We start from the raw sequence: 24,000 nt of genomic DNA on the forward strand, positions 1-24,000 counted from the left end.
TCGGGGTGCCCCGTCACAAGAGGCGCGTATTAAACCGTTTGCGCCTTTTAGAGTCAAGGGCTTAGAACAAATTTATTTGTCGTTTTGGGGAGGAACATAACCTTCGGCGGCGTCGTAGTCGTCACCGGACAAAAACTTGGTCATTTGTTCACCAAGATACACCCGTGTAGCGGTATCCATCAGGTTTAATTGCTTTTCGTTGATGAGCATGGTTTGGTGGCTTAACCACTCTTGCCAGGCTTTGGCGCTCACGTTTTCAAAAATATCCTGACCTTTGGCGCCGGGGTAAGGCGGTTGGGCCAGCCCGGGCAGCTCTTGTTTGTATTTGCGACAAAATACCGTGCGGCTCATAGGGTCTCCTGCGAGAGTGGGTCCAGCTCGGCAAGGCTTTCCAGTAAGCGTTTTACGGGTGCAGCCAAGCCGACATTTTCGGGTTGGCGCACGTTATACCAAAGTGCGCCGCCCGCTTCCATTACCGAATGAGGCGTATCGCCCAACTGCACCAGCACCGGCGTAATATCCAAGTGGTAATGACTAAAGGTGTGGCGATAACTATCCCAGTACTCCACCCATTGCGGGGCGGCGTAATGGTCGGAGCAATAGCTGCTCACATTCGCCCCCAGCGCTAATTCGGGGAAGCTCCACAGCCCCCCCCAAATACCGGTAGACGGCCTCTGCTGCAACAATAACTCCCCCACGGGCGAGCGTAGCATCAGCAGGTAAGTGGTTTTTACCGGTTTTTCCTTTTTCGGCTTTTTGCCCGGGTATGCCAACTGTTGCCCCGTCGCACGGGCAACGCAACCATCGCCCACTGGGCATACATCGCAAGCGGGGCGGGTGCGAGTACACAGCATCGCCCCCAAATCCATCATCGCCTGAGTGTAATGATTGCACCGCCGCTCTGGCGTATGTAAACGGGCTTTTTGCCAAAGATTTTTTAACGTGGTGGTGTGCCCTGGCCAACCTTCGATGGCGTGATAGCGGGCAAGCACCCGTTTAACATTGCCATCCAATATCGCGGCGTGCTTTTTAAACGCAATACTGACAATGGCACCCGCGGTAGACTCGCCAATACCGGGCAGCTCGGCAAGCTGCGCCACGGTATCGGGAAATTCGCCGCCGTGCTCGCTCACCACACGCTGCGCGCATTTGTGCAAATTGCGCGCACGAGCGTAGTAACCCAGGCCCGTCCACAGGTGCAGCACATCGTCGATAGGTGCGGCCGCCAGATCTTGCACCGAAGGGAATGCCTCGGTAAAACGCTCGAAGTAAGGGATTACCGTAGTCACTTGAGTTTGCTGCAGCATGATTTCCGACAGCCAAACCCGGTAGGGGGTAATATTTTTTTGCCAGGGAAGGTGTTTGCGGCCGTGCTCATCAAACCAGCGGAGCACGGCCGCCGCAAATGCATCTGTCATTCTTTGTCTTGATTCAGCAGGCGGTTGAGTATGTCCTCTACCGCCTTGGTTTTATCGTCTTTTTCGCCGTTGGCATCGTCGCCACCGAGTTTACGGGTCAGCTCTTTTTGCAGCTTGTACTTGGCGTAATCGCCGGTGAGCGACTCTAGCGCTTTGCTGTCCAGGCCGCAATCTTTGAGCGGCGAAAGGTTGTTCAGCGACCCCTTGCAGCGCAGCAGCGAAAGACTGCGATTAAGCCAGTAATTACTTTTTACCGTACACCCCTCGGCGCTAGTGGATTGTTCCTGCAGGGTGAGGGGTAGGCGAAAATCGTAAGTTTCAGCCGCCAGATTAAGCTGCCCCTGAGTGGCCAGTAATAATTGCTCTACCCCTGCCTCAAAGTTTTCCACCGTTAACACTTGGTTGCTGAGGCGAATGGTGCCTTCCAGCGCGCTCATTTCCGTAAACTCGGGCCAGCTGCGCTGCTCGCTGGTTTTGCCATCCGCGCTTTTGGCTTCATCTTGCGCCAAAGAGACAATTTTGCAAAAGTATTTTTCGACGTTAAGCGGCGCAACGGTTACCTCGGCCCCACTCAACTGCGCTTCGGCGTTCAGCTGTTTGAATAAATCAGAGGCAAATGCGCCGCTGGTATTGCCTTTGGCTTTCATGTTCAAGCCGCCGGTCAGTTGAATGTCTTGCTCTAGCTGCAAATCGTTCAGCAGCGGCTCAAGCTGTACCCCCGTCATATCGGCGGTAAACGACGCCTTGGCACGCTGGCCTCGGGCATCCAGCTGCCCCTGCGCCAGCAATTGGCCCTGATAAGTGTTTAAACTTGCTTCACTCAGCTGTACCACACCATTTTTCGCGGTGACGCGCAGGCGCAAGTTCTCAACGGTCAGTTTATTAACAATGGCCTTGCCAAAATCAAACTGCACAGTGGCATTCAGCGCACGAATGGCATCCAGGGGTAAAGGTTCTTCTTGCGCCTGGGGTTTCGTTTTGCCACCGCCGGGCGTCGTTGTAGCAGGTACCGAGCTTGCCACTTCATTCTCGGGCGCGGGTGGCGGCAGGTAATCGTCAATGTTAATGCTGTCACCCACCAAGGTTAGCTGTAGCGCTTGGGTGCTGATATCGGTAATCGACAGCTCACCGTTTAAATGGGTTTGGTCCAAGGTTGCCTCAATTGGCGCTAGCGTAAATGAATTCGGGCCACCGGTTACGTTTGCGTTCAGAGACAACTGAGTAAGTGCGTCAGGGTTTGCAGTTTCTGGGGCAGTAATACCCAAGCCTGCCAGCAGCTCTTTCAGGTTAAAGGGCTTTACAGCGAGCGATGCGCCGTAGCTCATTTCGCCCTGCAGACCTTGAGCGCTCGCGCTAAATTCACTGATCACGGTTGTTTTGTCCTGTCCCACCAACAGCTCTAGCTTGCCGTCTCGTAATTCAAATTGATCCAGGCTTTCATCCACCCGCATAGTAGCCACCAACTCGATATCCACGGGCAGAGTGCCGCCGGGGGCGGAAGCCGATTGCAACGTGAGAGTCGCTTCGGTGCTGAGGGCAAAAGGGTTATTGGCAAAGTTAAACCCTGTTAACTCGGCCGTTTTCAGCTGCGCACGAACCTCTTGCTCGGCCGCTAAGTCTTTGTAGTAGAAATCGCTATTGGTAATACTGATTTTATCCACCGCCAGTGACAGCGAGCGGCCCTCTTCGCTGGCCTCAGCGGGTGAGCTGTCAGCTTGCGCCTGCTGGGCTTTCAGGTCGCTTATTTGCTGCTCGGTTAATTCACCTGCTGCCTTGCGCTCTTGGGGCGTAAACTTCTGCCAGTTTTTACTGCCGGCCTTATCCGCCGTGAGAGTTACCTTGGCACCATCAACCAGTAAATGCTGCACCTGCAACTCGCCATTAAACAGCGGTTTGGTGGCCACCAAAAGACTGGCACTGTTTAAGCTCGCCAGAGGCTCGTCCGGGGTCTGCACGCTGGCAACACTAATGTCGTTGATATCGATACCCACACTCGGCCAGAAGCGCCAGCCAAGATCTCCGGCGATATCCAGGTGCACACCCTGCTGCGCCGCCAGTTTTTCAATGCGCGGCTTAAACACGTTCGGATCGAGGAACAACAACACAAACGCTACCGCCAAAATCACCAACAGCAGCAACAACATAAACAACTTTACAATCAGCTTCACAGCGCAGACTCCGTGTCGAGTGGATATTCAGCATAGCATGCCAAAGTCATGGAGACTGCCAAGCAAATTACAAGTTCAACGGGCAAATATTTAGGCCACCCTGGCACTGGTTATCCGGCGGCCGGTCGCCTAAAATGTCGCCTTTTGACCGGACGCACGTTATGGGACACAAAACACCGCTTTACCAAAGCCACATCGATGCCGGCGGCAAGATGGTGGACTTTGGCGGCTGGGATATGCCAATCAACTACGGCTCGCAAATCGAGGAGCACCACAAGGTGCGCCACAGCGCCGGGATGTTTGACGTATCCCACATGACCGTGGTTGACGTTACCGGAGCCGACGCCCGCGCTTATCTGCGCGCACTGCTGGCGAACGATGTGGCCAAACTTGATGGCAAACCCGGTAAAGCCTTGTACAGCGGCATGCTGAATGAAAAAGGCGGTGTTATTGACGATTTGATCGTCTACAACCTAGAGAGCGGGTACCGTGTGGTGGTCAACTGCGCCACCCGCGACAAAGACCTGGCGTGGATGGAAAAACAGGCTGCAGGTTTCGACATCAGCCTGACGGAGCAAGCCTCCCTCGCAATGATCGCCATCCAGGGCCCCGAGGCGATAGAGCGAACCAAACAGGCCGCTACCCCAGCACAAGCTGCCGTGATTGATGCATTAGCCGTATTTACCGGCCAGCCAACGGATGAGTGGTTTATCGGCCGCACCGGCTACACCGGTGAAGACGGCCTGGAAATTATGCTGCCGGGCGATCAGGCTCCCGCTTTTTGGCAAGCCCTGCTCGCCTCTGGCGTTGCCCCCTGTGGCTTGGGCGCACGAGACACTTTACGCCTTGAGGCAGGCATGAACCTGTACGGTCACGAAATGGATGAGACGACCCTGCCGCTGGCCGCCAACATGGGCTGGACCATCGCCTGGGAGCCGGCCGACCGCGACTTTATCGGCCGCGCTGCGCTTGCAAGTGCTCGCACTGCAGGCACCGATAAACTTGTGGGCTTAGTACTCAAAGAGCGCGGTGTACTGCGCGCCGGACAAACCGTTGTTATTCCCGGCTGCGATCAAGCCGGCGTTATTACCAGCGGGACATTTTCACCCACTTTGGGCTACTCTATTGCCATGGCCCGCGTTCCCGCTGCGGCAGGCAGCGACGCCACCGTCGAAGTACGTAACAAGCAGCTGCCAGTCAGCATCGTAAAACCTAATTTTGTCCGCCACGGACAGTCACTCATTTAAATTTTTACAGGACACAACCATGAGCGAAATTCGCAGCGAACTGAAATATCTGCCCAGCCACGAGTGGGCCCGTGTGGAAGAAGACGGTACCGTCACCATCGGCATTACCGACCACGCGCAAAGCAGTCTGGGCGATGTGGTTTACGTTGAGACACCGGAAGTGGGTGCCAGCGTATCGGCCGGCGAAGAAGCTGGTGTGGTTGAATCGGTAAAAGCCGCTTCCGACATTTACTCACCGGTATCCGGAGAGGTAATTGCCATCAATGATGCACTGGAAGACGAGCCCGAGCAGGTTAACAGCTCACCGTTCGACGACGGCTGGTTCTTTAAAGTCAAACCCAGCGACCTGTCCGAACTGGACGACGCCCTGGACGCCGACGGTTACCAAGCCGCCATCGAGGCAGACGAGTAAGTTTTGAAAAACGCCCTACGCAAGCTCGCCCGCCCGCTGCTCGCCCCGCTTGAGGCGGGCAGGGAGCCCTACCACTACAAACCGTTAAGCCGAAAAATTCTGATTTTTTTCGGCGCGGTGTTTACCTTCTTAGGCCTGTTGGCCGCCTGGTTAATTCCGCCGGGCGCCGACCCCGGCTATTATTTCCCGGTGGTCGTTTTCACTCTCGCAGGACTCTACGGATTGATTGTGGGCGCACTTGGCGCAGACCGCGCAGTAGCGCGGATTTGGGGGAATAAATAAAAGCCCTGGCACGTGCAAAAAGTAAAACCTAATAAAGGCGGGAAGTGGCCGGAGCCACACAAACACGCTCCGGCCCATTACTGAAATGAGCTTTAACCGCCGAAGAAAATTATGCCGAGAAAGTACCGCGAATGGGGTAATTATTTTCCGGGTCACGAATAAACTTTAACCCAGAGATAACCGATTTCAGATCCGGCCGGGAAAATGGCGCATTTGAAATATCAATAATCTGAATATTTCCTTCAGCATTAATCACAAAAAGCGCGGGCTCTGCAAAATTATGGTCTGTCTCTTCGGCATTGCGTGGAGTTGAAATATACAATCCTAATTGTAACATTTGCTCCTGAGAGAGCCCGTAAGCAATCGGGAAGTTAATATCCAACTTATCCATGTGCGCTTTTAGCTGTGCCTCACTATCGGCCGAAACAGCCACCAAGTCCACGCCCAGTTTTTTGAGATCACTTACGTAAGTTTCCAGCTCATTCAAGTACTTAGTACAAATGGGGCAGTGTTTGCCGCGATAAACGACTACCATTTTCCAGTCAGAGTCGCTATCCGTGGAGGCAAGATTCACGGTGTCCCCTGCTAAATTTTTTACTTGCAAAGCAGGAAATTCGCTACCAGCGTGCAGTTTCTGAGTGTACATAGATACTCCTTAATCAGGTTCAATAACTTGTATCGGTACAACTGCAGTTCCTGTTCCATCTTTGCACTAATCACATTTTAATTCGTAAGAGCATTCAGCCACATCAAAGCGAAAAGTGTTTGTATCCGAAATATTTCAGCGACCCACTGTAGCGAGGACGCATACATAACTAATTAAAAAAGGGAGAGGTCTTGTGGGGCTGATGAAGAACAAGCAACGAGTGCGCGCGCTGCAGTTGATATTTTAAAACGGTAGTGATACTTCGTGTCAGCTGCGTTCACACTGCAAGGTTGAAGAAACCGTATCGATAGGCTCAGTTTTATTCAGCGGAGTTTCAAACGATTGACGCAGCCATTTATCTCCAATTATACCGGCTTCAGCGGCAATTCTTACCGCGTTGCGAGTTCTTCTGAAGCAACAACCACACGCTAACCTGCTCAAGCGCCCATCAGGGCGCTGCACTCGCAACTTCGTTTACCGTCCCATTTGCACAATATCGTCGGCCATTAACTGCGCCAGGCGTTTTATATCGGCAAGCTCTTCATCGTTACCGCGCTTAAAGCCGGCAATTTTCATTTGATCGTAAATGCCGTACTCCAGAGTATAACTTTCAAGACCAAACACCGCCAATTCCTGCTCGCCGCGAGAAGCGATAACCTTATGGCTTACCTGGGGCGTGTTTAACGCTTTGCCACCCGTGTTGTACTTGCGCACAAAATCCACCACGATATTTAAATCGGCGTCCGCTGCTTCGGCATCGGCTAACGCACCATATTCTTGTAACGCCTGCGTTAGGGCTTGAGTGAACGTCTCGGTAATTTTCGCTTCAGTGTTAAAGCGGGTATCACCCTCGCGCGCACCATGGCCCAGAATCAAATTCACTTCTACCGACTCAATAGCATACTGGGTGCTTTCGGCTTTCAAGGGTGTGGGCTCTACCGCGTACTGGTATTTGGGGGCGCTGGCACAAGCGACCATAAGCGAGGCGAATAACATCAACAGACAAATGCGCATAACTGACTCCATTCAAACAAGGGGGTTTTGCAATCTACCCCATTCCTTCAACCGGCGCAAAACAAGGGGTTAATAAGGACATAAAAAAAAGAGCCGACACAAAGTGTCGGCTCTTTTTTCACAGCGAATAATATTTAACGATTATTCGAAGCTTTGCTCGATAACGTACACCGAGGTCGTACCACTGACTTCGTTGCCCACTACCAGTAAAGCGTCATCGGTGGGAGAGTCTTCGGCCGAGATAAACACCAAGCCCTCAGGTCCTAAATCGCCAGCGCTATCAAGTACGCTTTCGGTATCTTCGGTGGCCCAATCTTCGCGACTGTTTAAATAGTCCATAAACACAGGGGCTTCGGGGTCGGTCACGTCATACACTAAAACACCGCCCATACGCTCCAGGCCGATAAAGGCAAACGTCTTTTCACCGATGGTGCCGATGGTCACGCCTTCCGGCTCGGGGCCTTTGGCATCACTGCGGCTGTCAATCGCATCGCCTTCATCGTGACCACTGTTGAAATAGTCTGCGCAGGCAATAGTGCGCTCGCTGCCCAACATGCAGTCGTCACTCGCCAGGAATTGCTCGATGGCATCGCCCGAATCCCAAATCAGCTGACCCTCTTCGTCCCAAATAGAGAACGAACGCGCGCCGTAGCTGTAAAGGTTGTCGTACATGACACGGTCGCCATCGGCCGACTCGTTACCGGCGGCATCAAACATGACCGGTGAACCATCAACGTTGGTGCGATAACCCATAGTCCAGGTAATGTTTAAACGACCCAACACGTCGTCTTCGCGGCAATCGCCCGCATCACCGGCGCTTGCGCCACAGTAGGCGAAGGTATCGTGATTCAGCAAGCCGCCCGCAGCCAACTCGCGCAATTGTGGTGGCAGGTCGTCGCCCGCACGGCGATCAAAGCCGTCGGAGTGCACCAGGTGCTTCACACGAAATTCTTCTACAAAACCTTTGCTGGCGTCGCCGGCCCAGTAATCATCGTTATCCTCGCCCCAGGCGCGCGCATCGCCTTCGTTGGCGGTAATGAGGTAGGTCATACCGTCTACGTCGTAAGATGCCATGGCATCTGGCAGGTACAAGCCGCGCACACCGGGCCAGGTGGTAATCTCAACCGGGCCTTCATCGCTGGCGTCAATGGCGTTGCCAGAGCCGAAGTTATTGGACTCAAGACCATGGTCTTTGTAACCCAAGGCGACAATGCTCTCTACAGTGGCAGAGCGAATATCAATACGCGCGATGGCGTTGTTTTCCTGCAGCACGGCCCAGGCGGTCATGCTATCGGCCGATACCGCGATGTACTCAGGCTCTAAATCTTGCGATGCAGTAGCGTTGGGGCCGTAGATACGAACGCCTTGATTGCGCAGCTCGGCAATATCGCTGAAGGCGTTAAAGTCCGCTACGGCTACAGTGGGATTAGCCGCATCGGCAATATCAATAATGGCAATAGAGCCTTCCGGGTCAATCTGGTAGTCATCGCTGGGCTCACCTTCATTAGCCGCTAGCACATAATTACCGTCAGGAGTGAAGGTCAGCATATCCGGCTGAGCGCCAACACCAACGCTGGAAATCAAAGACAAGTTTTCGGCGTTAACTAAGGCCACAACGCCATTGTCGGTTTTGGGATCTGCCTCAATCGCGATAGCAACAATACCCTCATGAACAGCCACAGAGTTAACTTCGCCACCGGCTAGCACGCTGCTACCATCAAGGGTATCTACAAAACTGGGGTTAGCCGGGTCGGCCATGTCCAGCACATCCACCATGCCTTTTTCTGCGTTAACCACAAATAGGCGCTGACTCGCCGCGTCATAAGCGGGAATTTCAGCGGCGGATTCGTCAAACTGACCGGTTGTGTAGCGGCCTAAAAAGCTTAAAGAAATGGCCGAAGGGGTTTCCACCACCGGTGGATTACCGCCGTTTTCACCACTGCCATTGTCATCGTCGTCGCTGCCACAACCTACCAGGGCCAGCGCGCTGCATGCCGCCAGCATATACGGAAAACTTTTTTTCATTTGTTAGCTCCTGTCGATCTTGTAATAAGTCGCGCCAGAGCCTAGCGAGGCAATGTTACAGGTTCGTGTGCACAATATGACGGCTTGAGCTGAATTGCCCCTTTGCACTTGCCATTAAAAGCTAAAAGATTGAATTTACCCCCGCCTTTCGGTACCTTGCGCCTTTATTTCCAACCGGCCGAACCCGGCCATCTCCGCCCGCTGGCGGCCAGCACGAGGCAAGCTAAATGGCACAGTACGTTTTCACCATGAATCGGGTGGGCAAGGTCGTCCCCCCAAAACGCGAAATTCTCAAAGACATCTCCCTGTCCTTCTTTCCCGGCGCCAAAATCGGTGTGCTGGGTCTGAACGGTTCAGGTAAATCCACCCTGCTGCGGATTATGGCTGGCGTTGATACCGAATATAACGGTGAAGCCCGCCCCATGCCGGACATTAAAATTGGCTACCTGCCGCAAGAGCCAGAGCTAGACCCGGCCAAAGACGTGCGCGGCAATGTCGAAGACGGCGTGCGCGAAGCGGTAGACGCGCTGGCAGCGCTGGAACAAATTTACGCTGACTACGCCGAGCCCGATGCCGATTTTGACGAGCTGGCGAAAAAGCAGGCGCGCTGCGAAGACATCATTCAAGCGTGGGATGCCCACAACCTGGACCACACCCTGGAAGTGGCCGCCGACGCCCTGCGTTTACCCCCGTGGGATGCCGACGTCACCAAACTCTCCGGTGGTGAGCGCCGCCGTGTGGCCCTGTGCCGCCTGTTGCTGTCGCGCCCCGACATGCTGCTGCTGGACGAGCCCACCAACCACCTGGACGCCGAAAGTGTATTCTGGCTGGAGCAATTTCTGCAGAACTTCAGTGGTACCGTGGTTGCCATTACTCACGACCGCTACTTCCTGGACAATGCCGCCGGCTGGATTTTAGAACTGGATCGCGGTCACGGTATTCCCTACGAGGGCAACTACTCCGATTGGCTGGAGGCGAAAGAAAGTCGTCTGGAACAAGAAGCCAAAGCCGAAGCATCCCACCAAAAAGCCATTAAAGCGGAGCTTGAGTGGGTGCGCCAGAATCCAAAAGGGCGTCAGGCGAAAAGTAAGGCGCGTCTGGCCCGCTTTGATGAACTGCAAAGTCAGGAATTCCAAACCCGTAACGAAACCAACGAAATCTATATTCCACCGGGCGAACGCCTGGGCGATAAAGTGATTGAGCTGGAAAATGTGAGCAAAGGCTACGGCGACCGCTTGCTGATCGACAACCTGACCATGAGCGTGCCCAAAGGCGCGGTAGTGGGTATTGTGGGCGGTAACGGCGCGGGTAAATCTACCCTGTTCCGCATGATTTCCGGCACCGAGCAGCCCGACAGTGGCACCGTCACCCTGGGCGAGACGGTTAACGTCGCCTACGTAGAACAAAGCCGCGAAAACCTGCAGGACAACCAAACCGTGTGGGAGGCCATCTCAGGCGGGCAAGACATTTTGCGCATCGGCAGTTACGAAGTATCCAGCCGCTCTTACGTGGGCCGCTTTAACTTTAAAGGCTCCGATCAACAAAAACGCGTGGGCGAGCTGTCCGGTGGTGAGCGCGGCCGTTTGCACCTGGCCAACACCTTGAAGCAAGGCGCCAATGTGCTGCTGTTGGACGAACCGTCAAACGACCTGGACGTAGAAACTCTGCGCGCTCTGGAAGACGCTATTCTCGCCTTCCCCGGCTGCGTTATGGTGATCTCGCACGATCGCTGGTTCCTGGATCGTATCGCCACTCACATTCTCGCTTACGAGGGCGAATCGGAAGTGGTGTTCTTTGAAGGTAACTACACCGATTACCACGAAGACTTTATCAAACGCAAAGGGCAAGACGCTCAGCCCAAGCGGATGAAATACAAGCCGCTGAAATAAAATTAAAAACGCGCCTTCGGGCGCGTTTTGTTATGGTTTATTTTCTATACTTAGTCCATCAATGACAGGGGCTAACCGTGAGTAATGTCAAAGCGACGCAGGAGAAAAAACACCAAAACGTTACTGCAAACGTGTTGCCCCTATCTTTTATTAAACGCACCACTCAATCGCAGTCACAACGACACTTGCTTCAAGGCCCCTTACCGCCACAAACGCTGATTGATCTGATCGCTACCGTGTGCAACCTGTTTTTTTTGCCGCCGAGTGAACAGCGGCTTAGTGTAATCCCGTTAACGCCAACGCCTGAGCAATGATGCGACTTTTTCTCCTGAGCCTATTATTGCTCCCCCTATTAGCCCTGAGTAAAACCGAGGGTAAAACCTGTAACCAAGCGGTGAACCGGCCCTGCGTGGGTTTGGTGCTTGGCGGCGGCGGAGCGCGAGGCGGCGCACATATTGGCGTGCTTAAGGCGCTGCAAGAGCAGCAAGTACCCGTGGATATCGTGGTCGGCACCAGCATTGGTTCATTTGTTGGAGCCATGTACGCCAGCGGTAAAAGTGCCGACGACATCCAGCTCATTTTCTCCCACGCCAATTGGGACAGTGGATACAAAGACAGCTTATCACGCAGTCAAATTCCCAATCGCCGTAAGCGGCAATTGGATAATTTTCCAATCCATTTAGACCTTGGCTTCGATGGCCACTCAGTACGGGTTCCACAAGGTGTACTCCAAGGCCAGGGCATGAAAGATTTAATCGACCAGCTGGTAGGCACCCACACCACGTATGAGAGCTTTGATGACCTGCCCATTCCTTTTCGCGCCATCGCTGCAGACATCACCACCGGCGAGCAGGTCATTCTCTCGGACGGCGATCTCAGCACAGCGCTGCAAGCGTCTATGTCCATTCCAGGGGTTGTGCGGCCCATTGAGCATCAAGGGCATTTATTGGTGGACGGCGGTATCGCCAACAATCTTCCGATTAGCGTGGCCCGCGACATGGGCGCGGACATTATTATCGCGGTGGATATTGGCGCGGCGGCGATGGATCGCGACGAGTTAAATTCCAGCTTAAACATACTAAAGCAGCTCACCAGTTTTCTGACCCATAAAAATGTCAGTGAACAAAAAACCAGCCTGACGGATAACGATGTCTACCTCCACATCCAACTGGATGACATCGGTATGCTGGATTTTGACAAAGTCGCCACAGCGGCCAGCGAAGGCTACCACCAAGCCAAATCAGTTTTTGCCAGCAGCGAGACGATGGCGGCATTGGCTGGCCAGACCAACACCAAACGCGAAGAAGCCGCTCTTGCCACCGACAAACTCTTGCGCCTAGATCGAATTCGATTAGTGAATCACTCACGCCTGGGGGACGACTATATTCTCAGTCGCATGGAGCTGCGCGAAGGTGAGTCGTATACCACCGAGGATATCCACAAAGGCGTGCAACGACTTTACGGCCAAGGCACGATTGCTCGCGTGCGCACCACCATCAGCCACGACAAAAAAGGCAACACACTGAACACCATTGTGGATGAAAAAGAGTGGGGGCCGGGCTACCTGGATTTTAAAATCGCTCTGGAAGATAACCTGGAGTCGCAAAGCCGTTATCAGCTAGGCGTGAATTACCGCCGCACCAATTTATCGCCTTATGGGGCCGAATGGTATTCCACCATTGAACTGGGCACAGAAAAAATTGTTACCACCGAACTCTACTGGCCAATGGGCACCAGCAATTACTTCTGGCAGTTAAGTGCAGGCTATGAACGCGACATTTACAGCTACCGGGAAAACGGCATTGGTTTTGGCGAAATTACCGAAACCGAGGCGGGGCTTTTTGGCGCACTGGGCTACAACGTGTCGGATAAGTTTGACATTCTCTTAGGGCCATTTTTTGCCGACGGTGAGCTCACGCTACCCTCTCTGTTAGAGCAAACGACGAACCTCAGAAAAATCGACTACCAACAGCAAGGGGTTAACCTGCTGGTGGATTTTGACAACCTAAACCACCCAAGCTTTCCCAGCCGCGGCTGGAAATACCAACTGGGTCTTACCCGAGCACAGTTCGACATTATCAATGACACCACCGATACCACTCAGGTGGAGTCCACGTTAATTGGCGCGGCCTCTTATAAGCGCCACAGCCTGCGTGCCGAACTGGATTTTAACAGCACCTTCAATGATGACCCACTGGCAATAACCGGCGCGACCAGCTTAGGTGGTTTTTTAAAGTTGTCGGGTAATCCGGTGGATTTTATTTCAGGGCAGCACACACGGTTTACCAGCTTTGTGTATACCTACCGTCTCGCCGACGGCAACTATCGAATTCTCAACATTCCTCTGTACGCAGGCGGCTCACTCGAAGCCGGTAACGCCTGGGACGACCGCGAGGATATCGACTACGCCGATCTTATCTATTCCGGCAGCGTGTTTCTTGGCTGGGACAGCCCCATCGGCCCGGCCTATCTCGCCTGGGGCAAATCGGATACAGGCAACCAAAGTGCTTACCTGTTTATTGGGGTGACATTTTAGGCCAAAACTCTGACAAAACTTAACGCCTACAGCGGTGACCCTACGCCTTGAATTACCCATGTTTTCCCTACATATCTACGCCATACTCACCGTATTACATACTCTGTGGAGTTTCGTATGACCGATTTATTCAGCCCCATCACCATTGGCGATTTAACCTTACCCAACCGCATTATTATGGCGCCACTCACCCGCTGCCGCGCTGACGCAGGACGTGTACCCAACGCCCTGATGGCCGAGTACTACCGTCAGCGCACCAGTGCCGGAATGATTATCAGCGAAGCCACCAGCGTTACGCCTATGGGTGTGGGTTACCCGGATACCCCCGGTATTTGGTCTGACGAACAAGTCAAAGGCTGGCAACAGGTGACCCAAGCGGTACACGCCCAAGGCGGCAAAATACTGCTGCAGTTGTGGCACGTCGGGCGCATTTCCGATCCTATTTACCTGGACGGCAAGCTACCTGTCGCCCCCAGCGCGATTAAACCCGAAGGTCATGTGAGCCTGGTACGCCCGATAAAAGACTACGAAACTCCGCGCGCCTTAGAAACAGAAGAGATTGCTGGCGTCATCGAAGCATTCAGAGTGGGCGCTGAAAATGCAAAACGGGCAGGCTTTGACGGCGTAGAAATTCACGGCGCCAATGGCTATTTGCTGGATCAGTTTCTACAAAGCGGCACCAACCAACGCACCGATACCTACGGCGGCTCACTGGAAAACCGCGCTCGCTTAATACTGGAAGTTACCGACGCGGTGCTCAGTGTCTGGCCCGCCGGTCGCGTGGGCATGCACCTGGCGCCACGCGGCGACGGGCACGACATGAGCGACGCCAACCCTGCCGAAACTTTTGGCTATATCGCCCAAAAACTCGGCCAGCGCGGCCTGGCATTTATTTGCACCCGCGAACACGAAGCGGACGACAGTTTGGGGCCCCAACTCAAAGAACAGTTTGGTGGTGTGTACATCGCCAATGAAAAATTCGATAAAGCCAGTGCCAATCGCTGGCTGCAAGAAGGCAAAGCCGATGCAGTAGCCTTTGGCGTGCCCTTTATCGCCAACCCCGACCTACCCGCGCGTTTGCAAGAAAATACTGAGCTTAACACTCCCCGCCCGGAGCTATTTTACGGCGGCGGTGAAGAGGGCTATACCGATTACCCAACCCTGGAAACCGCTAGCGCCTAATAAGCGGGGCCGATGCATTTGCTCCGGCCCAGCACAGCCAATGCCGCGGTTATTTCCAGAGACAACTTACGCTATAATCGCGGCATGTTAAAAATCAGCAATACCGTCACCCTCGCCGACTGGGAAATCGATTTACAGTTTATTCGTGCTCAGGGCGCTGGGGGCCAAAACGTTAATAAAGTGTCGAGCGCTGTACACCTTCGCTTTGACATTAACCGCTCTACCCTGCCCACCTATTACAAAGAAAGGTTACTCAGCTTTAACGATCAGCGCATCAGTAAAGAAGGCGTTGTAGTCATTAAAGCGCAGCAGTTTCGCACTCAGGAAAAAAATATTGACGATGCATTAAACCGTTTAAAAGAGTTGATTATAAAAGCCGGGTACCAACCCAAAAAGCGCAGGCCTACCAAACCCAGTCGCAGCTCTCAGAATAAACGTATGGACAAAAAAACCCAACGCGGCCAAGTCAAACGGATGCGTGGCAAAGTCGACCTTTAGAGCCTTAACCTATACACCAAACCTTATAGCTCTCAAACACACTTAAAATCGGTGTGCATAAATCGCTGCATTTACCCGCGCAACCCGGCCTGCAGCAATTTACGCACACGAGTTCTTTGTTACCCGAAAAAAGAAACTTCAGCCTAGTGGTATAAGCGGCTGGCGTTTACCACACGCTTGCTTAAATCTGAGCTTTGACTATGGGCTGCAATATCACTCAGGCTGATGACCCCAACAAAGTCCTTATTGTTGGCATTATTCAAAACAACCAACCGCTGCACTCTTTGATCCTGCATATTTTGCAGCACAGTCTCCGGGCTGTCGTCTTCGTAGCAATAGAGTACCTTGCCGCTGGCTATTTTACCCACAGGCTCATCGGGCCCTTTACCTTCGGCAACTGCGCGAATGGCGATATCTCGGTCAGTGACAATGCCAACGATTTTTTCGTTGTGTGCAATAGGGGTGAAACCTCGCTGGGTGTCACGCATGCGCTCGGCGGCTTCACGAATGGTGGCCTCCTGCTCTAAGTATTCGGGGCGCTCTGTCATCATATCGCGTACTTTCATCTGTATTACCTCCTAACTCGGTAGAGTATTCAGGGTCTGGTCTACCAGCCCCTGTACTTCTACCACGCAACAGCTGTTCCAGTTGCGAGGCCCGTTCGCCCGTGCAATCCAGGCAGGCGTCCATTCACTTTATTGCAGAAATTGCACAGCACACGGCATGGCTGGGTAACTTTTTCAAAGGCTCAATAAAAATTCGCCTAGTATGTTAAAACACTGTGTGCATGCTTTATGCTTAACCCGTTAGGTAGTCTGGTTAAGATTGATTTTACTGCCATACTTAAAGGCCTGATGACACTCCAACATCGGCCCTCAGACCCATAAGCGAACAACAAAAGGATGACTTATGAGTTCTCTACACCAGCCCTCAGACGGCCGCCCGGTCTATTTAGTAGACGGCGTTCGCACCCCATTTATTAAAGCTCGAGGCAAACCCGGCCCATTCACTCCCGTTGACTTAGCCATTCAAGCCGGGCGCTCTCTATTGCTGCGCCAGCCTCTGCCTAAAGATGCTTTTGATCAAGTCATCCTCGGCTGTGTCAATGTGGTTGCCAGCGAAATGAACCCTGGGCGTATCGCCGCCTTGCGGTTAGGACTCGCGGAGACCATTCCCGCGTTTACCATGCAGATTAACTGCGGCTCTGGCATGCAATCGGTCGACACGGCTTACCGCTACATTCGCGAGGGCCGCCAGGACTTGATTCTGGCGGGCGGCGCCGAGGCGCTCAGCCACGCGCCACTCATGCTGACGCCCGCGGCCACCGAGTGGCTGGCGGAACTTGGGCTGGCCCGTTCGATGGGCGACAAACTTAAACACTTAGCGAAATTCAAACCCGGCTATATAAAGCCTGTACTCAGCCTGCAGCAGGGGCTTACTGATCCGGTAGTAGGTTTGAATATGGGGCAAACCGCCGAAGTGGTCGCCAACTTATTCGGCATTACCCGCGAGCAGGCTGATGACTACGCCGCCTCCAGCCACCTGCGCTTAGCCAAGGCCCAGGAAGAAGGCTGGCTGGATGATGAGGTCGTGCCGCTGTATGCCCCCGATGGCAAAGTCTACACCTTCGATGACGGTGTACGCCCCGACAGCAGCGCAGAGAAACTCGCCAAGCTCAAGCCCGTGTTTGAGCGCCCCTACGGCAAGGTCACCGCGGGTAACAGTTCGCAAATTACCGATGGCGCCAGCTGGCTGATTCTGGCCTCGGAAGAGGCGGTAGAAAAGTATGGCCTGACCCCCAAAGCGGTCATTAAAGACAGCGAGTGGTCGGGCCTTGAGCCCGAGATTATGGGCCTTGGGCCCGCCGTTAGCGCCGGGCGACTGGCGCAGCGCAATAAAATGACACTGGACGACATTGAGCTGCTGGAACTCAACGAGGCCTTCGCCGCTCAGGTGCTCGGCTGCCTGGCCGCCTGGGAGGACACCGACTTCTGCCGCGCGGTATTCGACTCGGAACCACTGGGAAGGTTTAACCGCGACCGCCTCAATATTGATGGCGGCGCGATCAGTCTGGGCCACCCGGTAGGCACCAGCGGTAACCGTATCGTGCTCCATTTAATGAATGCGCTGCACCGCCAAGGTTTAAAGCGCGGTATTGCCACCCAATGCATCGGCGGCGGCCAGGCTGGCGCCATGTTAATTGAAACCGTGTAGGAGGCCCTATGAACGGAATTATTCTCAACAGCTTACGCGGCCGCGAAAAAGCCATAGGTCCCTTTGCCGAAGCCAGCGAGTCACAACCTCAGGCGTGGAAGCACTGGTCTTTAAAAGTCGACAGTGAACAAATCGCCTGGTTAATGTTTGACTGCGAAGGCGCAGAGGTGAACGTGCTTTCTCAGCCCGCGCTGGAAGAGCTGGACGAAATCGTCATGACCCTGCAAGCGGACAAACCCAAGGCACTGGTACTGCGCTCGGCCAAAGCGTCTAACTTTTGCGTTGGTGCGGACATTAAAGAGTTTGGTCAGTTGGAAAGCCTGGACGCCGCCAAACAAAAGCTGGAGGCCGCGCACAATGTCGCCAATCGCTTCGCGGCCCTGCCTTTCACTAAAGTTGCCGTGGTGCACGGTCACTGCTTTGGTGGCGGTTTAGAGCTGGCCCTGACCTGCGACTATCGCATCGGCGTACAGGGCTCGGCCTATGGTTTTCCCGAAATTTTACTGGGGCTTCATCCGGGCCTGGGCGGCACCGCTCGCAGTATTGACCTGATCGACCCGATTCAAGCCATGACCATGATGCTCACCGGTAAAACCCAGCGCGACTACCGGGCGAAAAAATTAGGCCTGATCGACACCCTTGTGCCCGAGCGCCACGTGTATGGTGCCATTGAGGCGGCGGTCAGCGGCAAACTCAAACGCAGCAAGCGCGATATTAAATCGCGATTAATGTTGAGCGGCCCGGCGCGCAAATTCAGCGCGAAGAAAATGCGCGAACAAGCCGCCAGCAAAGCACCACCCCAGCACTACCCGGCACCGAACAAGCTAATCGAGCTTTGGGAAGCGTATGGCGGCGACACCAAAGCCATGCTGAAAGCGGAAATTGACTCTTTCTGCGAGCTTCTGCTGACAGAAACTTCGCGCAATTTGGTGCGGGTTTTCTTCCTGCAGGAAAACCTGAAAAAGCAAGCCAGCAGCGCGAATACCGATGCCAAGTTTAAGCATGTACATGTGATTGGCGCAGGCGCAATGGGTGGCGATATCGCAAGCTGGTGTGCCCTGCAGGGTATGACCGTTACGCTGTTTGATATGAAGCCCGAGATTATCGGCAAAGCCATTGGCCGCACGGCCGCTCTGTGCGATAAAAAACGCATGAACGCCGCCGCTAAACGCGCCGTACTGGACCGTTTAATTCCCGATCTCGACCATCGAGGGGTCAGCTCGGCCGATGTAATTATCGAAGCCGTGCCCGAGAAAATCGAGATTAAGCGGCAGGTATACAAAGACATTGAGCCGCGTATGAAGCCAGGCGCCATACTCGGTACCAACACGTCCAGCATTCCGCTGGACCAGTTGGCCGAAGAGCTGCAAAACCCCGAGCGTTTGGTGGGTCTGCACTTTTTTAATCCGGTCGCGCAAATGCAATTACTGGAAGTGGTTAAACACCAAAAACTCGCTGACGACACCTACCAAAAAGCACTGGCGTTTACCGGCACAATCAAACGCCTGCCCGTACCGGTTGCAGGTTCACCGGGCTTCTTGGTCAATCGCGCACTCACCCCTTATTTGCTAGAAGCAATTGTCTTACTCGATGAAGGCGTAAAACCCGAGCTTATCGATAAAGCCGCTGAAGACTTTGGCATGCCCATGGGCCCGGTAGAGCTGGCCGACGTCGTAGGGCTGGATATTTGTCTGGGTGTTGCCGACATGCTTCGCTCATCGCTCGACAATGCTATGCCCGCGGCCCCCGAGTGGATGAAACAAAAAGTGCAAAAAGGCGAGCTGGGCAAAAAAACCGGCAAAGGTTTGTACGAATGGAAAAATGGCAAACCTGAAAAAGATAATGACCCGGGCAATGTTCCCGAAGGCTTAACCGATCGACTGTTGCTGCCCATGCTCAACACCTGCAAAGCCTGTTTGCGCGAAGGTGTTATAGCCGATGAAAAGCTGCTGGACGGAGCGATGATATTCGGCACCGGCTTTGCGCCTTTCAAAGGGGGGCCAATGCAATACAGTCATACCCGTGGTGAGGCCGATATTAAACAGGCCCTACAAGAGCTTGCAGATAAACACGGCGAGCGCTTCACCCCGGATTCCAGCTGGGATAATGGCTGAGCCTCAACGATATACCGACTGTGAGAGCGCCGCCCGAGACATCGTGGCGGCCGTAGGCAAGCACATTGTGCTTGCCCTTCCACTGGGTATTGGTAAAGCGAACCGCCTTGCCAATGCCCTGTTCACCCTGGCCCAGCAAGACCCCAGCATTAACCTCCATATTTATACGGCACTGACGCTACAAGTACCTAAAGCTCAAGGCCATTTCGCCCGTGCATTTTTAACGCCGTTAACCGAGCGCTTTTTCGCGGGCTACCCGCCTCTGCTGTACGCGAAAGCACTGCGACAAAACTCACTGCCCGGCAACATCAAGGTTACCGAATTTTTCATTCAACCTGCTGCCTGGCTTGGCGAGCCCGTCATGCAACAAAACTACGCGGCGATTAACTACACCCACGCCCTTAATTTTTTACTTGAGGCGGGCATCAACCTTGTGCTGCAGTTAGTGGCGCCCGATGAGACTGATCAGTCATTAAACTTAAGCAGCAATCCGGATATTACCCCTGATTTACTTAAGGCCAGGCGCGACGGACGGGCGGATTTCTTACTCGCGGGGGAAGTCAATCGCACACTTCCAATCATGGCGGGTAAAGCGCACTGCGAACGCGATGAATTTGCGCTACTACTGGACAACAAGGACACACAATACCCGTTGTTTATGCCGCCGCGCAAACCGGCAAGCTTGACCGATCACGCCATTGCCTTACACACCGCAAGCCTGATCCAAGACGGTGGCACACTGCAAATCGGCATTGGCTCCATCAGCGATGCGATCAGTCACGCGTTAATTCTTCGCCAGACGAAAAACGAGTCGTTCCTCGATTTAATGCAAGCGTTGGGTCAAGCGCCGCAAGACAAACATGCAGCCCCTTTGCAAAGGCACACGGCCAAGTTTGAGCAAGGGCTGTATGGTTTAAGCGAAATGTTGGTAGAAGGCTTTCTACCACTGCTACAACATGACGTTATTCAACGGGAAGTTGATGGAGCACGGTTACACGCGGGATTTTTTATGGGTAGCCCCGGGTTTTACCGCGCTTTAGAGGACTTACCCGAAAACGTACGACAGAAAATAAAAATGATGCCGGTATCGTTTATTAACGAGTTGTACGGCGATGAAAAAAACAAACGTAATGCCCGCCGTCACGCACGGTTTATCAATTGCGCCATCATGGTAACCCTTACCGGCTCGGTAGTAGCTGACGGCTTAGACAACGGCCAGGTAATTAGCGGCGTGGGTGGACAGTACAATTTTGTTGCGCAATCCCATGCATTGGGTGCTGACTCCCGCTCCATTATAACGTTGCGCGCCACAAGAACTCACAACGGCAAAACCTCTTCAAACATCGTTTTTAGCTATGGCCACTGCACCATTCCCCGCCATTTGCGCGATGTGGTTGTTAGTGAATACGGCATTGCCGATTTACGAGGAAAAAGCGACGCCGACGTTATTGCTGCCATGCTTAACATCACGGACTCTCGCTTTCAACATAAGCTACTGCAGCAAGCGAAAGAGGCCGGAAAAATCGACCCAGACTATAAAATCCCAAGTAAATACCGCCGCAATACGCCACAGGAGTTACGCAAACGACTCAAAGCGGGAGCCGATCAGGGCCTGCTTCCGCCCTTCCCTTTGGGCAGCGATCTAACCGAGTGTGAGCAAGCATTAAGTCAGGCGCTCACACGGCTGAAAGAAGCGGGCCAATCCACTCGGCTATTGACCCTTTTTTTAAAAGGCTTAGGAAAACGTAACAATTTTTCTGACGCGCTTGCAAGAATGAACCTTAGCGGGCGCAAGTTATCGTCGCAGGTTATGGGAACACTGTTGTGCGGTGCCTTAGTCGATAGCAAAGAAAACCTTTAGGCACCGTTCACATCAGACAACCCCCGCAATCCCTACAGAAATTTATTCCAACCGCCATACTCGCCTTTTACCGAGAGCCTTACAAAAGACAATCCGATGAGCAGCAAGCCGCAAATAACAGCGTTTACCATAGAAACCAAAGGCGCACCGCTAAACACGATAGCGGCAGGCAATAACACACCCAACAAAGCCAGTAGCCAACGTACGGGCCGTGCCACTTCAGCAAAGGCGCACACCGCAACGGTTATCACCAAAGAGCCCACAATATGATCCCAGTTGGCTACCGCACCTTCGGCCCCTAATGTTAAGCGTGTCAACATCAGCCAAGTGCCCACAGCAATAGCCACCAACATAGACCACGGCAGAGTAACACCACCGGCGAACATGTCTTTTAACACCACTGTCGGTGCGCGCTCAAAATCATCGACTACCGTGTCATTCGGACCATCGTCCGTGTCGCCGGTAAAAAAGATTTTTAACACCGGTCTGCCTGCTTTATGCCGGCGCTTTAAAAATTGGAAGGTTGCCACCAGCTCATCCAAAGAATAAGGAATTTGCAAAAGCATGGCGGCAGCACCGATTAAACACAGGGTGCACCAAGTGCCGATCACGATAGGCTGAATAATAATAAAGGTGATGGACACCACCCCCAAGGGCACAATCATAAAGCCGAATAAGGTAACCAACCAGGGCATGGTTCGCCAACGGCGATTAGAACCCAGCAGGCCAGTTAGAATTTCCAAGGCATAAGTCATAGCGCCAATGCCCGCATCGGGAACGGGCCACGCCTCGGAAACCTCAGAGGTAATGATCTCTTCTGTTCCGTTTTTCGGATTGGCGCTGCCCGTAAAGAAGGGCTCCCACACACTATCGATGTGACCGAGCTGATACGCGGTTAAGTATCGCGAGACAAAAAAGCCGACAAAGGCCAGAATTATAATAGGCGCCCGTTGAAACCAACTGGAAGGGTTCACATCCCACCCGGGCGGTATGGTTGGCCCTGTCATTTGTGCTGCGGGAGAAATACCCGGGGTCGGTGGCACCAAGGTAGAAAAGCCGATCGCTAAAATGCCGATTACCGTTGAATTTAAATACCCCGCGGCACTGGGCGTCCACAAGGCGAGCGGTGCGAACAGTAACCACAAGCCAACAAAGGTACTGCCCCAGCGTGCCCAACTGGCGCGATAACTCAGTGACAAAAAGGCAAATACCAGCAACAACGCACCACTGGCGTAGTCACTCACCGCTAAGTTTTGATTCGCATACCCCATTACCGGCGGCGAGGTAATCAGCCAAGCGCCCAGGCCCATAGTGATAAAAGGCGCCCATAAATATTGACGGTGTTGGCGACGGCGCTCACGATCAAAGCGTTGTAATACCGAATCTGGGTTCTGCTTTTTTTCAGCAGCGGCGAGCATGTCATCGGTAGGCGTAATGCCGTTGGCCTTATACCAACCTAAAGGATCTTTTTTTAAATTTTTTATTAATACAGGCAGTACTGCGTCCAGGCGGTGCTGAGCGTTCCACTGCAGGTCTTCCTTCGCTTTAGCGCAATCAAGTTCGTAGTGGTCCGACGCCATATCCACCATAAAGGGACGTATAAATGGCTTTTCGCCCTTGTCGAAATCATCCGGCACCACAGGCTCTGATTTCGCCTCCAGCCAGGCGCCCGCTTTAGCGATAGACTGGGGCACCTGTGTGGTGTGCCACTCTCGCTCGCCGTGCAGCAACTCGCCAATGCGATTTTGCAGCGCTTCGTAGCTTAGCGTGATCTCTTCTCCGGCGAGCAGAATATGCTCATCTGGCAGAGTTGTTCTTTCCGCCAAGGTACGTACGAACAAGCTCTGCATATCTTCTTTATGCAAAAACGCCTGCCCGGCACCGGTGTTTCCCGAATACAAATGGCTTTTAAAGCCTTGCTCATAAATGCGGGCGATTTGATGCGCTAACGTCGGTACGCAGGTTTGTTCGTCGTACAAGCCAGCCAAACGCAGGATGCTAAAGGGCATGCTGGCTTCGGAGGCGATCACGCTCTCTACCTCGGCTTTGGACATTGGGTACGCCCAACCGGGTTTTATCGGGGACTGTTCGTTAATTTTATGTCCGGGAACGCCCGGCTCATGAACCAACATCGTACTGGCGTAGATAAACCGCTCAACAGAAAAGTCTTGTAACGCCCGCAACAGATGGCGCGTGCCATCAACATTCACCTTTTGGTAAAGCGGTGACGCCTCGCCAGTAAAATCAAAGTAAGCGGCTAAGTGGATTACCGCCGCCACCTGATGACCAAACTCCTGGCGACATTGGGAAAGTGCCAGAGCCACAGATTCTTCCGAGGTTAAATCAAGGGTAAAACTAGCCTCAGCTTCAGCAGCGGGCTCTTGATCCAAGCCAACGACGGTGTACTCAGAACGAAGAGCTTTGGCCAAAGAGGCCCCGAGATTACCAGCACCTCCGGTAATGAGAAGCAAAGGCTTTTTACGTTGATCCATGG

The 24,000-nt window shown here is 53.4% G+C and carries 18 protein-coding genes; 10 read left to right on the top strand and 8 right to left on the bottom strand.

Annotated elements, in window-relative coordinates:
• Window positions 1-72 precede the first annotated feature (72 nt).
• Genes D568_RS0112310 through D568_RS0112320 form a run of 3 tightly spaced genes read right to left on the bottom strand, consistent with a single transcriptional unit; the run spans window position 73 to window position 3,586 of the window.
• The gene (locus tag D568_RS0112310) at window positions 73-351 is read right to left on the bottom strand and encodes an oxidative damage protection protein (protein ID WP_020209909.1); all 279 of its coding nucleotides are present in this window, start codon (window positions 349-351) and stop codon (window positions 73-75) included.
• Complete coding sequence (gene mutY, locus D568_RS0112315) at window positions 348-1,418, bottom strand: A/G-specific adenine glycosylase (protein ID WP_020209910.1); 1,071 nt, start codon at window positions 1,416-1,418, stop codon at window positions 348-350. The genes D568_RS0112310 and mutY overlap by 4 nt, the downstream gene beginning before the upstream one ends.
• Entirely contained in the window at window positions 1,415-3,586 is a 2,172-nt protein-coding gene (locus D568_RS0112320; RefSeq protein ID WP_020209911.1) for an AsmA family protein, read from the bottom strand. Before D568_RS0112320 ends, mutY begins: the two co-directional genes overlap by 4 nt.
• A gap of 161 nt (window positions 3,587-3,747) precedes the next feature.
• Here D568_RS0112320 and gcvT point away from each other — a divergent pair, with 161 nt between their 5' ends.
• Genes gcvT through D568_RS0112335 form a run of 3 tightly spaced genes read left to right on the top strand, consistent with a single transcriptional unit; the run spans window position 3,748 to window position 5,527 of the window.
• Window positions 3,748-4,833, top strand: a complete 1,086-nt coding sequence (gcvT, locus tag D568_RS0112325) for a glycine cleavage system aminomethyltransferase GcvT (protein WP_020209912.1) — start codon at window positions 3,748-3,750, stop codon at window positions 4,831-4,833.
• A 19-nt stretch (window positions 4,834-4,852) separates the two neighbouring features.
• Complete coding sequence (gene gcvH / locus D568_RS0112330) at window positions 4,853-5,245, top strand: glycine cleavage system protein GcvH (protein ID WP_020209913.1); 393 nt, start codon at window positions 4,853-4,855, stop codon at window positions 5,243-5,245.
• Window positions 5,246-5,248: 3 nt separating this feature from the next.
• Window positions 5,249-5,527, top strand: coding sequence for a hypothetical protein (locus D568_RS0112335; protein WP_020209914.1), 279 nt, complete (start codon window positions 5,249-5,251; stop codon window positions 5,525-5,527).
• 109 nt (window positions 5,528-5,636) lie between these two features.
• Here D568_RS0112335 and D568_RS0112340 read toward each other — a convergent pair whose 3' ends face one another.
• From D568_RS0112340 to D568_RS0112350, 3 genes are all read right to left on the bottom strand, one after another.
• On the bottom strand, window positions 5,637-6,173 hold the full coding sequence (locus D568_RS0112340; RefSeq protein ID WP_020209915.1) for a peroxiredoxin-like family protein: 537 nt from the start codon (window positions 6,171-6,173) through the stop codon (window positions 5,637-5,639).
• A gap of 474 nt (window positions 6,174-6,647) precedes the next feature.
• A complete protein-coding gene (locus D568_RS20070; RefSeq protein ID WP_020209916.1) occupies window positions 6,648-7,187 on the bottom strand; it encodes a hypothetical protein in 540 nt (179 codons plus the stop codon).
• Between the two features lie 141 nt (window positions 7,188-7,328).
• Window positions 7,329-9,212, bottom strand: a complete 1,884-nt coding sequence (locus tag D568_RS0112350; protein WP_020209917.1) for a choice-of-anchor I family protein — start codon at window positions 9,210-9,212, stop codon at window positions 7,329-7,331.
• Between the two features lie 227 nt (window positions 9,213-9,439).
• On the opposite strand from D568_RS0112350, the gene ettA reads away from it, so the two are divergent.
• The 4 genes from ettA (at window position 9,440) to arfB (ending at window position 15,317) form a co-directional block, all read left to right on the top strand.
• Window positions 9,440-11,101, top strand: coding sequence for an energy-dependent translational throttle protein EttA (gene ettA / locus D568_RS0112355; RefSeq protein ID WP_020209918.1), 1,662 nt, complete (start codon window positions 9,440-9,442; stop codon window positions 11,099-11,101).
• A gap of 340 nt (window positions 11,102-11,441) precedes the next feature.
• Window positions 11,442-13,637 carry a patatin-like phospholipase family protein gene (locus tag D568_RS0112365; protein ID WP_169334799.1) on the top strand — a complete coding sequence of 732 codons (2,196 nt, stop codon included), beginning with the start codon at window positions 11,442-11,444 and terminating at the stop codon, window positions 13,635-13,637.
• Window positions 13,638-13,754: 117 nt separating this feature from the next.
• Window positions 13,755-14,819 (top strand): alkene reductase, encoded by a 1,065-nt coding sequence (locus tag D568_RS0112370; RefSeq protein WP_020209921.1) that lies wholly within the window; start codon window positions 13,755-13,757, stop codon window positions 14,817-14,819.
• A gap of 84 nt (window positions 14,820-14,903) precedes the next feature.
• Window positions 14,904-15,317, top strand: coding sequence for an alternative ribosome rescue aminoacyl-tRNA hydrolase ArfB (gene arfB / locus D568_RS0112375; RefSeq protein WP_026287028.1), 414 nt, complete (start codon window positions 14,904-14,906; stop codon window positions 15,315-15,317).
• 143 nt (window positions 15,318-15,460) lie between these two features.
• Here the strand turns inward: arfB and D568_RS0112380 are convergent, their stop codons facing one another.
• Window positions 15,461-15,883, bottom strand: coding sequence for a CBS domain-containing protein (locus tag D568_RS0112380; RefSeq protein ID WP_020209923.1), 423 nt, complete (start codon window positions 15,881-15,883; stop codon window positions 15,461-15,463).
• Between the two features lie 343 nt (window positions 15,884-16,226).
• On the opposite strand from D568_RS0112380, the gene D568_RS0112385 reads away from it, so the two are divergent.
• The 3 genes from D568_RS0112385 to D568_RS0112395 are packed head-to-tail and all read left to right on the top strand — an operon-like array spanning window position 16,227 to window position 21,506.
• Window positions 16,227-17,531 (top strand): acetyl-CoA C-acetyltransferase, encoded by a 1,305-nt coding sequence (locus D568_RS0112385; protein ID WP_020209924.1) that lies wholly within the window; start codon window positions 16,227-16,229, stop codon window positions 17,529-17,531.
• Window positions 17,532-17,539: 8 nt separating this feature from the next.
• Complete coding sequence (locus D568_RS0112390) at window positions 17,540-19,645, top strand: 3-hydroxyacyl-CoA dehydrogenase NAD-binding domain-containing protein (protein ID WP_020209925.1); 2,106 nt, start codon at window positions 17,540-17,542, stop codon at window positions 19,643-19,645.
• Window positions 19,638-21,506, top strand: a complete 1,869-nt coding sequence (locus D568_RS0112395) for an acetyl-CoA hydrolase/transferase C-terminal domain-containing protein (protein ID WP_020209926.1) — start codon at window positions 19,638-19,640, stop codon at window positions 21,504-21,506. Before D568_RS0112390 ends, D568_RS0112395 begins: the two co-directional genes overlap by 8 nt.
• A 32-nt stretch (window positions 21,507-21,538) precedes the next feature.
• Here the strand turns inward: D568_RS0112395 and D568_RS0112400 are convergent, their stop codons facing one another.
• Window positions 21,539-23,998 (bottom strand): vitamin K epoxide reductase family protein, encoded by a 2,460-nt coding sequence (locus tag D568_RS0112400; RefSeq protein ID WP_020209927.1) that lies wholly within the window; start codon window positions 23,996-23,998, stop codon window positions 21,539-21,541.
• Between the last annotated feature and the right edge of the window lie 2 nt (window positions 23,999-24,000).

The sequence above is a fragment of the Gilvimarinus chinensis DSM 19667 genome (genome assembly GCF_000377745.1).
Classification (GTDB): Bacteria; Pseudomonadota; Gammaproteobacteria; order Pseudomonadales; family Cellvibrionaceae; genus Gilvimarinus; species Gilvimarinus chinensis.

Excerpts from the sequence above, each read along its gene's own strand:
- D568_RS0112390 (WP_020209925.1), top strand. The coding sequence starts at position 17,540 with ATGAACGGAATTATTCTCAACAGCTTACGCGGCCGCGAAAAAGCCATA.
- gcvH (WP_020209913.1), top strand. The coding sequence starts at position 4,853 with ATGAGCGAAATTCGCAGCGAACTGAAATATCTGCCCAGCCACGAGTGG.
- D568_RS0112385 (WP_020209924.1), top strand. The coding sequence starts at position 16,227 with ATGAGTTCTCTACACCAGCCCTCAGACGGCCGCCCGGTCTATTTAGTA.
- ettA (WP_020209918.1), top strand. The coding sequence starts at position 9,440 with ATGGCACAGTACGTTTTCACCATGAATCGGGTGGGCAAGGTCGTCCCC.
- D568_RS0112350 (WP_020209917.1), bottom strand. The coding sequence starts at position 9,212 with ATGAAAAAAAGTTTTCCGTATATGCTGGCGGCATGCAGCGCGCTGGCC.
- D568_RS0112340 (WP_020209915.1), bottom strand. The coding sequence starts at position 6,173 with ATGTACACTCAGAAACTGCACGCTGGTAGCGAATTTCCTGCTTTGCAA.
- D568_RS0112370 (WP_020209921.1), top strand. The coding sequence starts at position 13,755 with ATGACCGATTTATTCAGCCCCATCACCATTGGCGATTTAACCTTACCC.
- D568_RS0112380 (WP_020209923.1), bottom strand. The coding sequence starts at position 15,883 with ATGAAAGTACGCGATATGATGACAGAGCGCCCCGAATACTTAGAGCAG.
- arfB (WP_026287028.1), top strand. The coding sequence starts at position 14,904 with ATGTTAAAAATCAGCAATACCGTCACCCTCGCCGACTGGGAAATCGAT.
- mutY (WP_020209910.1), bottom strand. The coding sequence starts at position 1,418 with ATGACAGATGCATTTGCGGCGGCCGTGCTCCGCTGGTTTGATGAGCAC.
- D568_RS0112395 (WP_020209926.1), top strand. The coding sequence starts at position 19,638 with ATGGCTGAGCCTCAACGATATACCGACTGTGAGAGCGCCGCCCGAGAC.
- D568_RS0112310 (WP_020209909.1), bottom strand. The coding sequence starts at position 351 with ATGAGCCGCACGGTATTTTGTCGCAAATACAAACAAGAGCTGCCCGGG.
- gcvT (WP_020209912.1), top strand. The coding sequence starts at position 3,748 with ATGGGACACAAAACACCGCTTTACCAAAGCCACATCGATGCCGGCGGC.
- D568_RS0112400 (WP_020209927.1), bottom strand. The coding sequence starts at position 23,998 with ATGGATCAACGTAAAAAGCCTTTGCTTCTCATTACCGGAGGTGCTGGT.
- D568_RS20070 (WP_020209916.1), bottom strand. The coding sequence starts at position 7,187 with ATGCGCATTTGTCTGTTGATGTTATTCGCCTCGCTTATGGTCGCTTGT.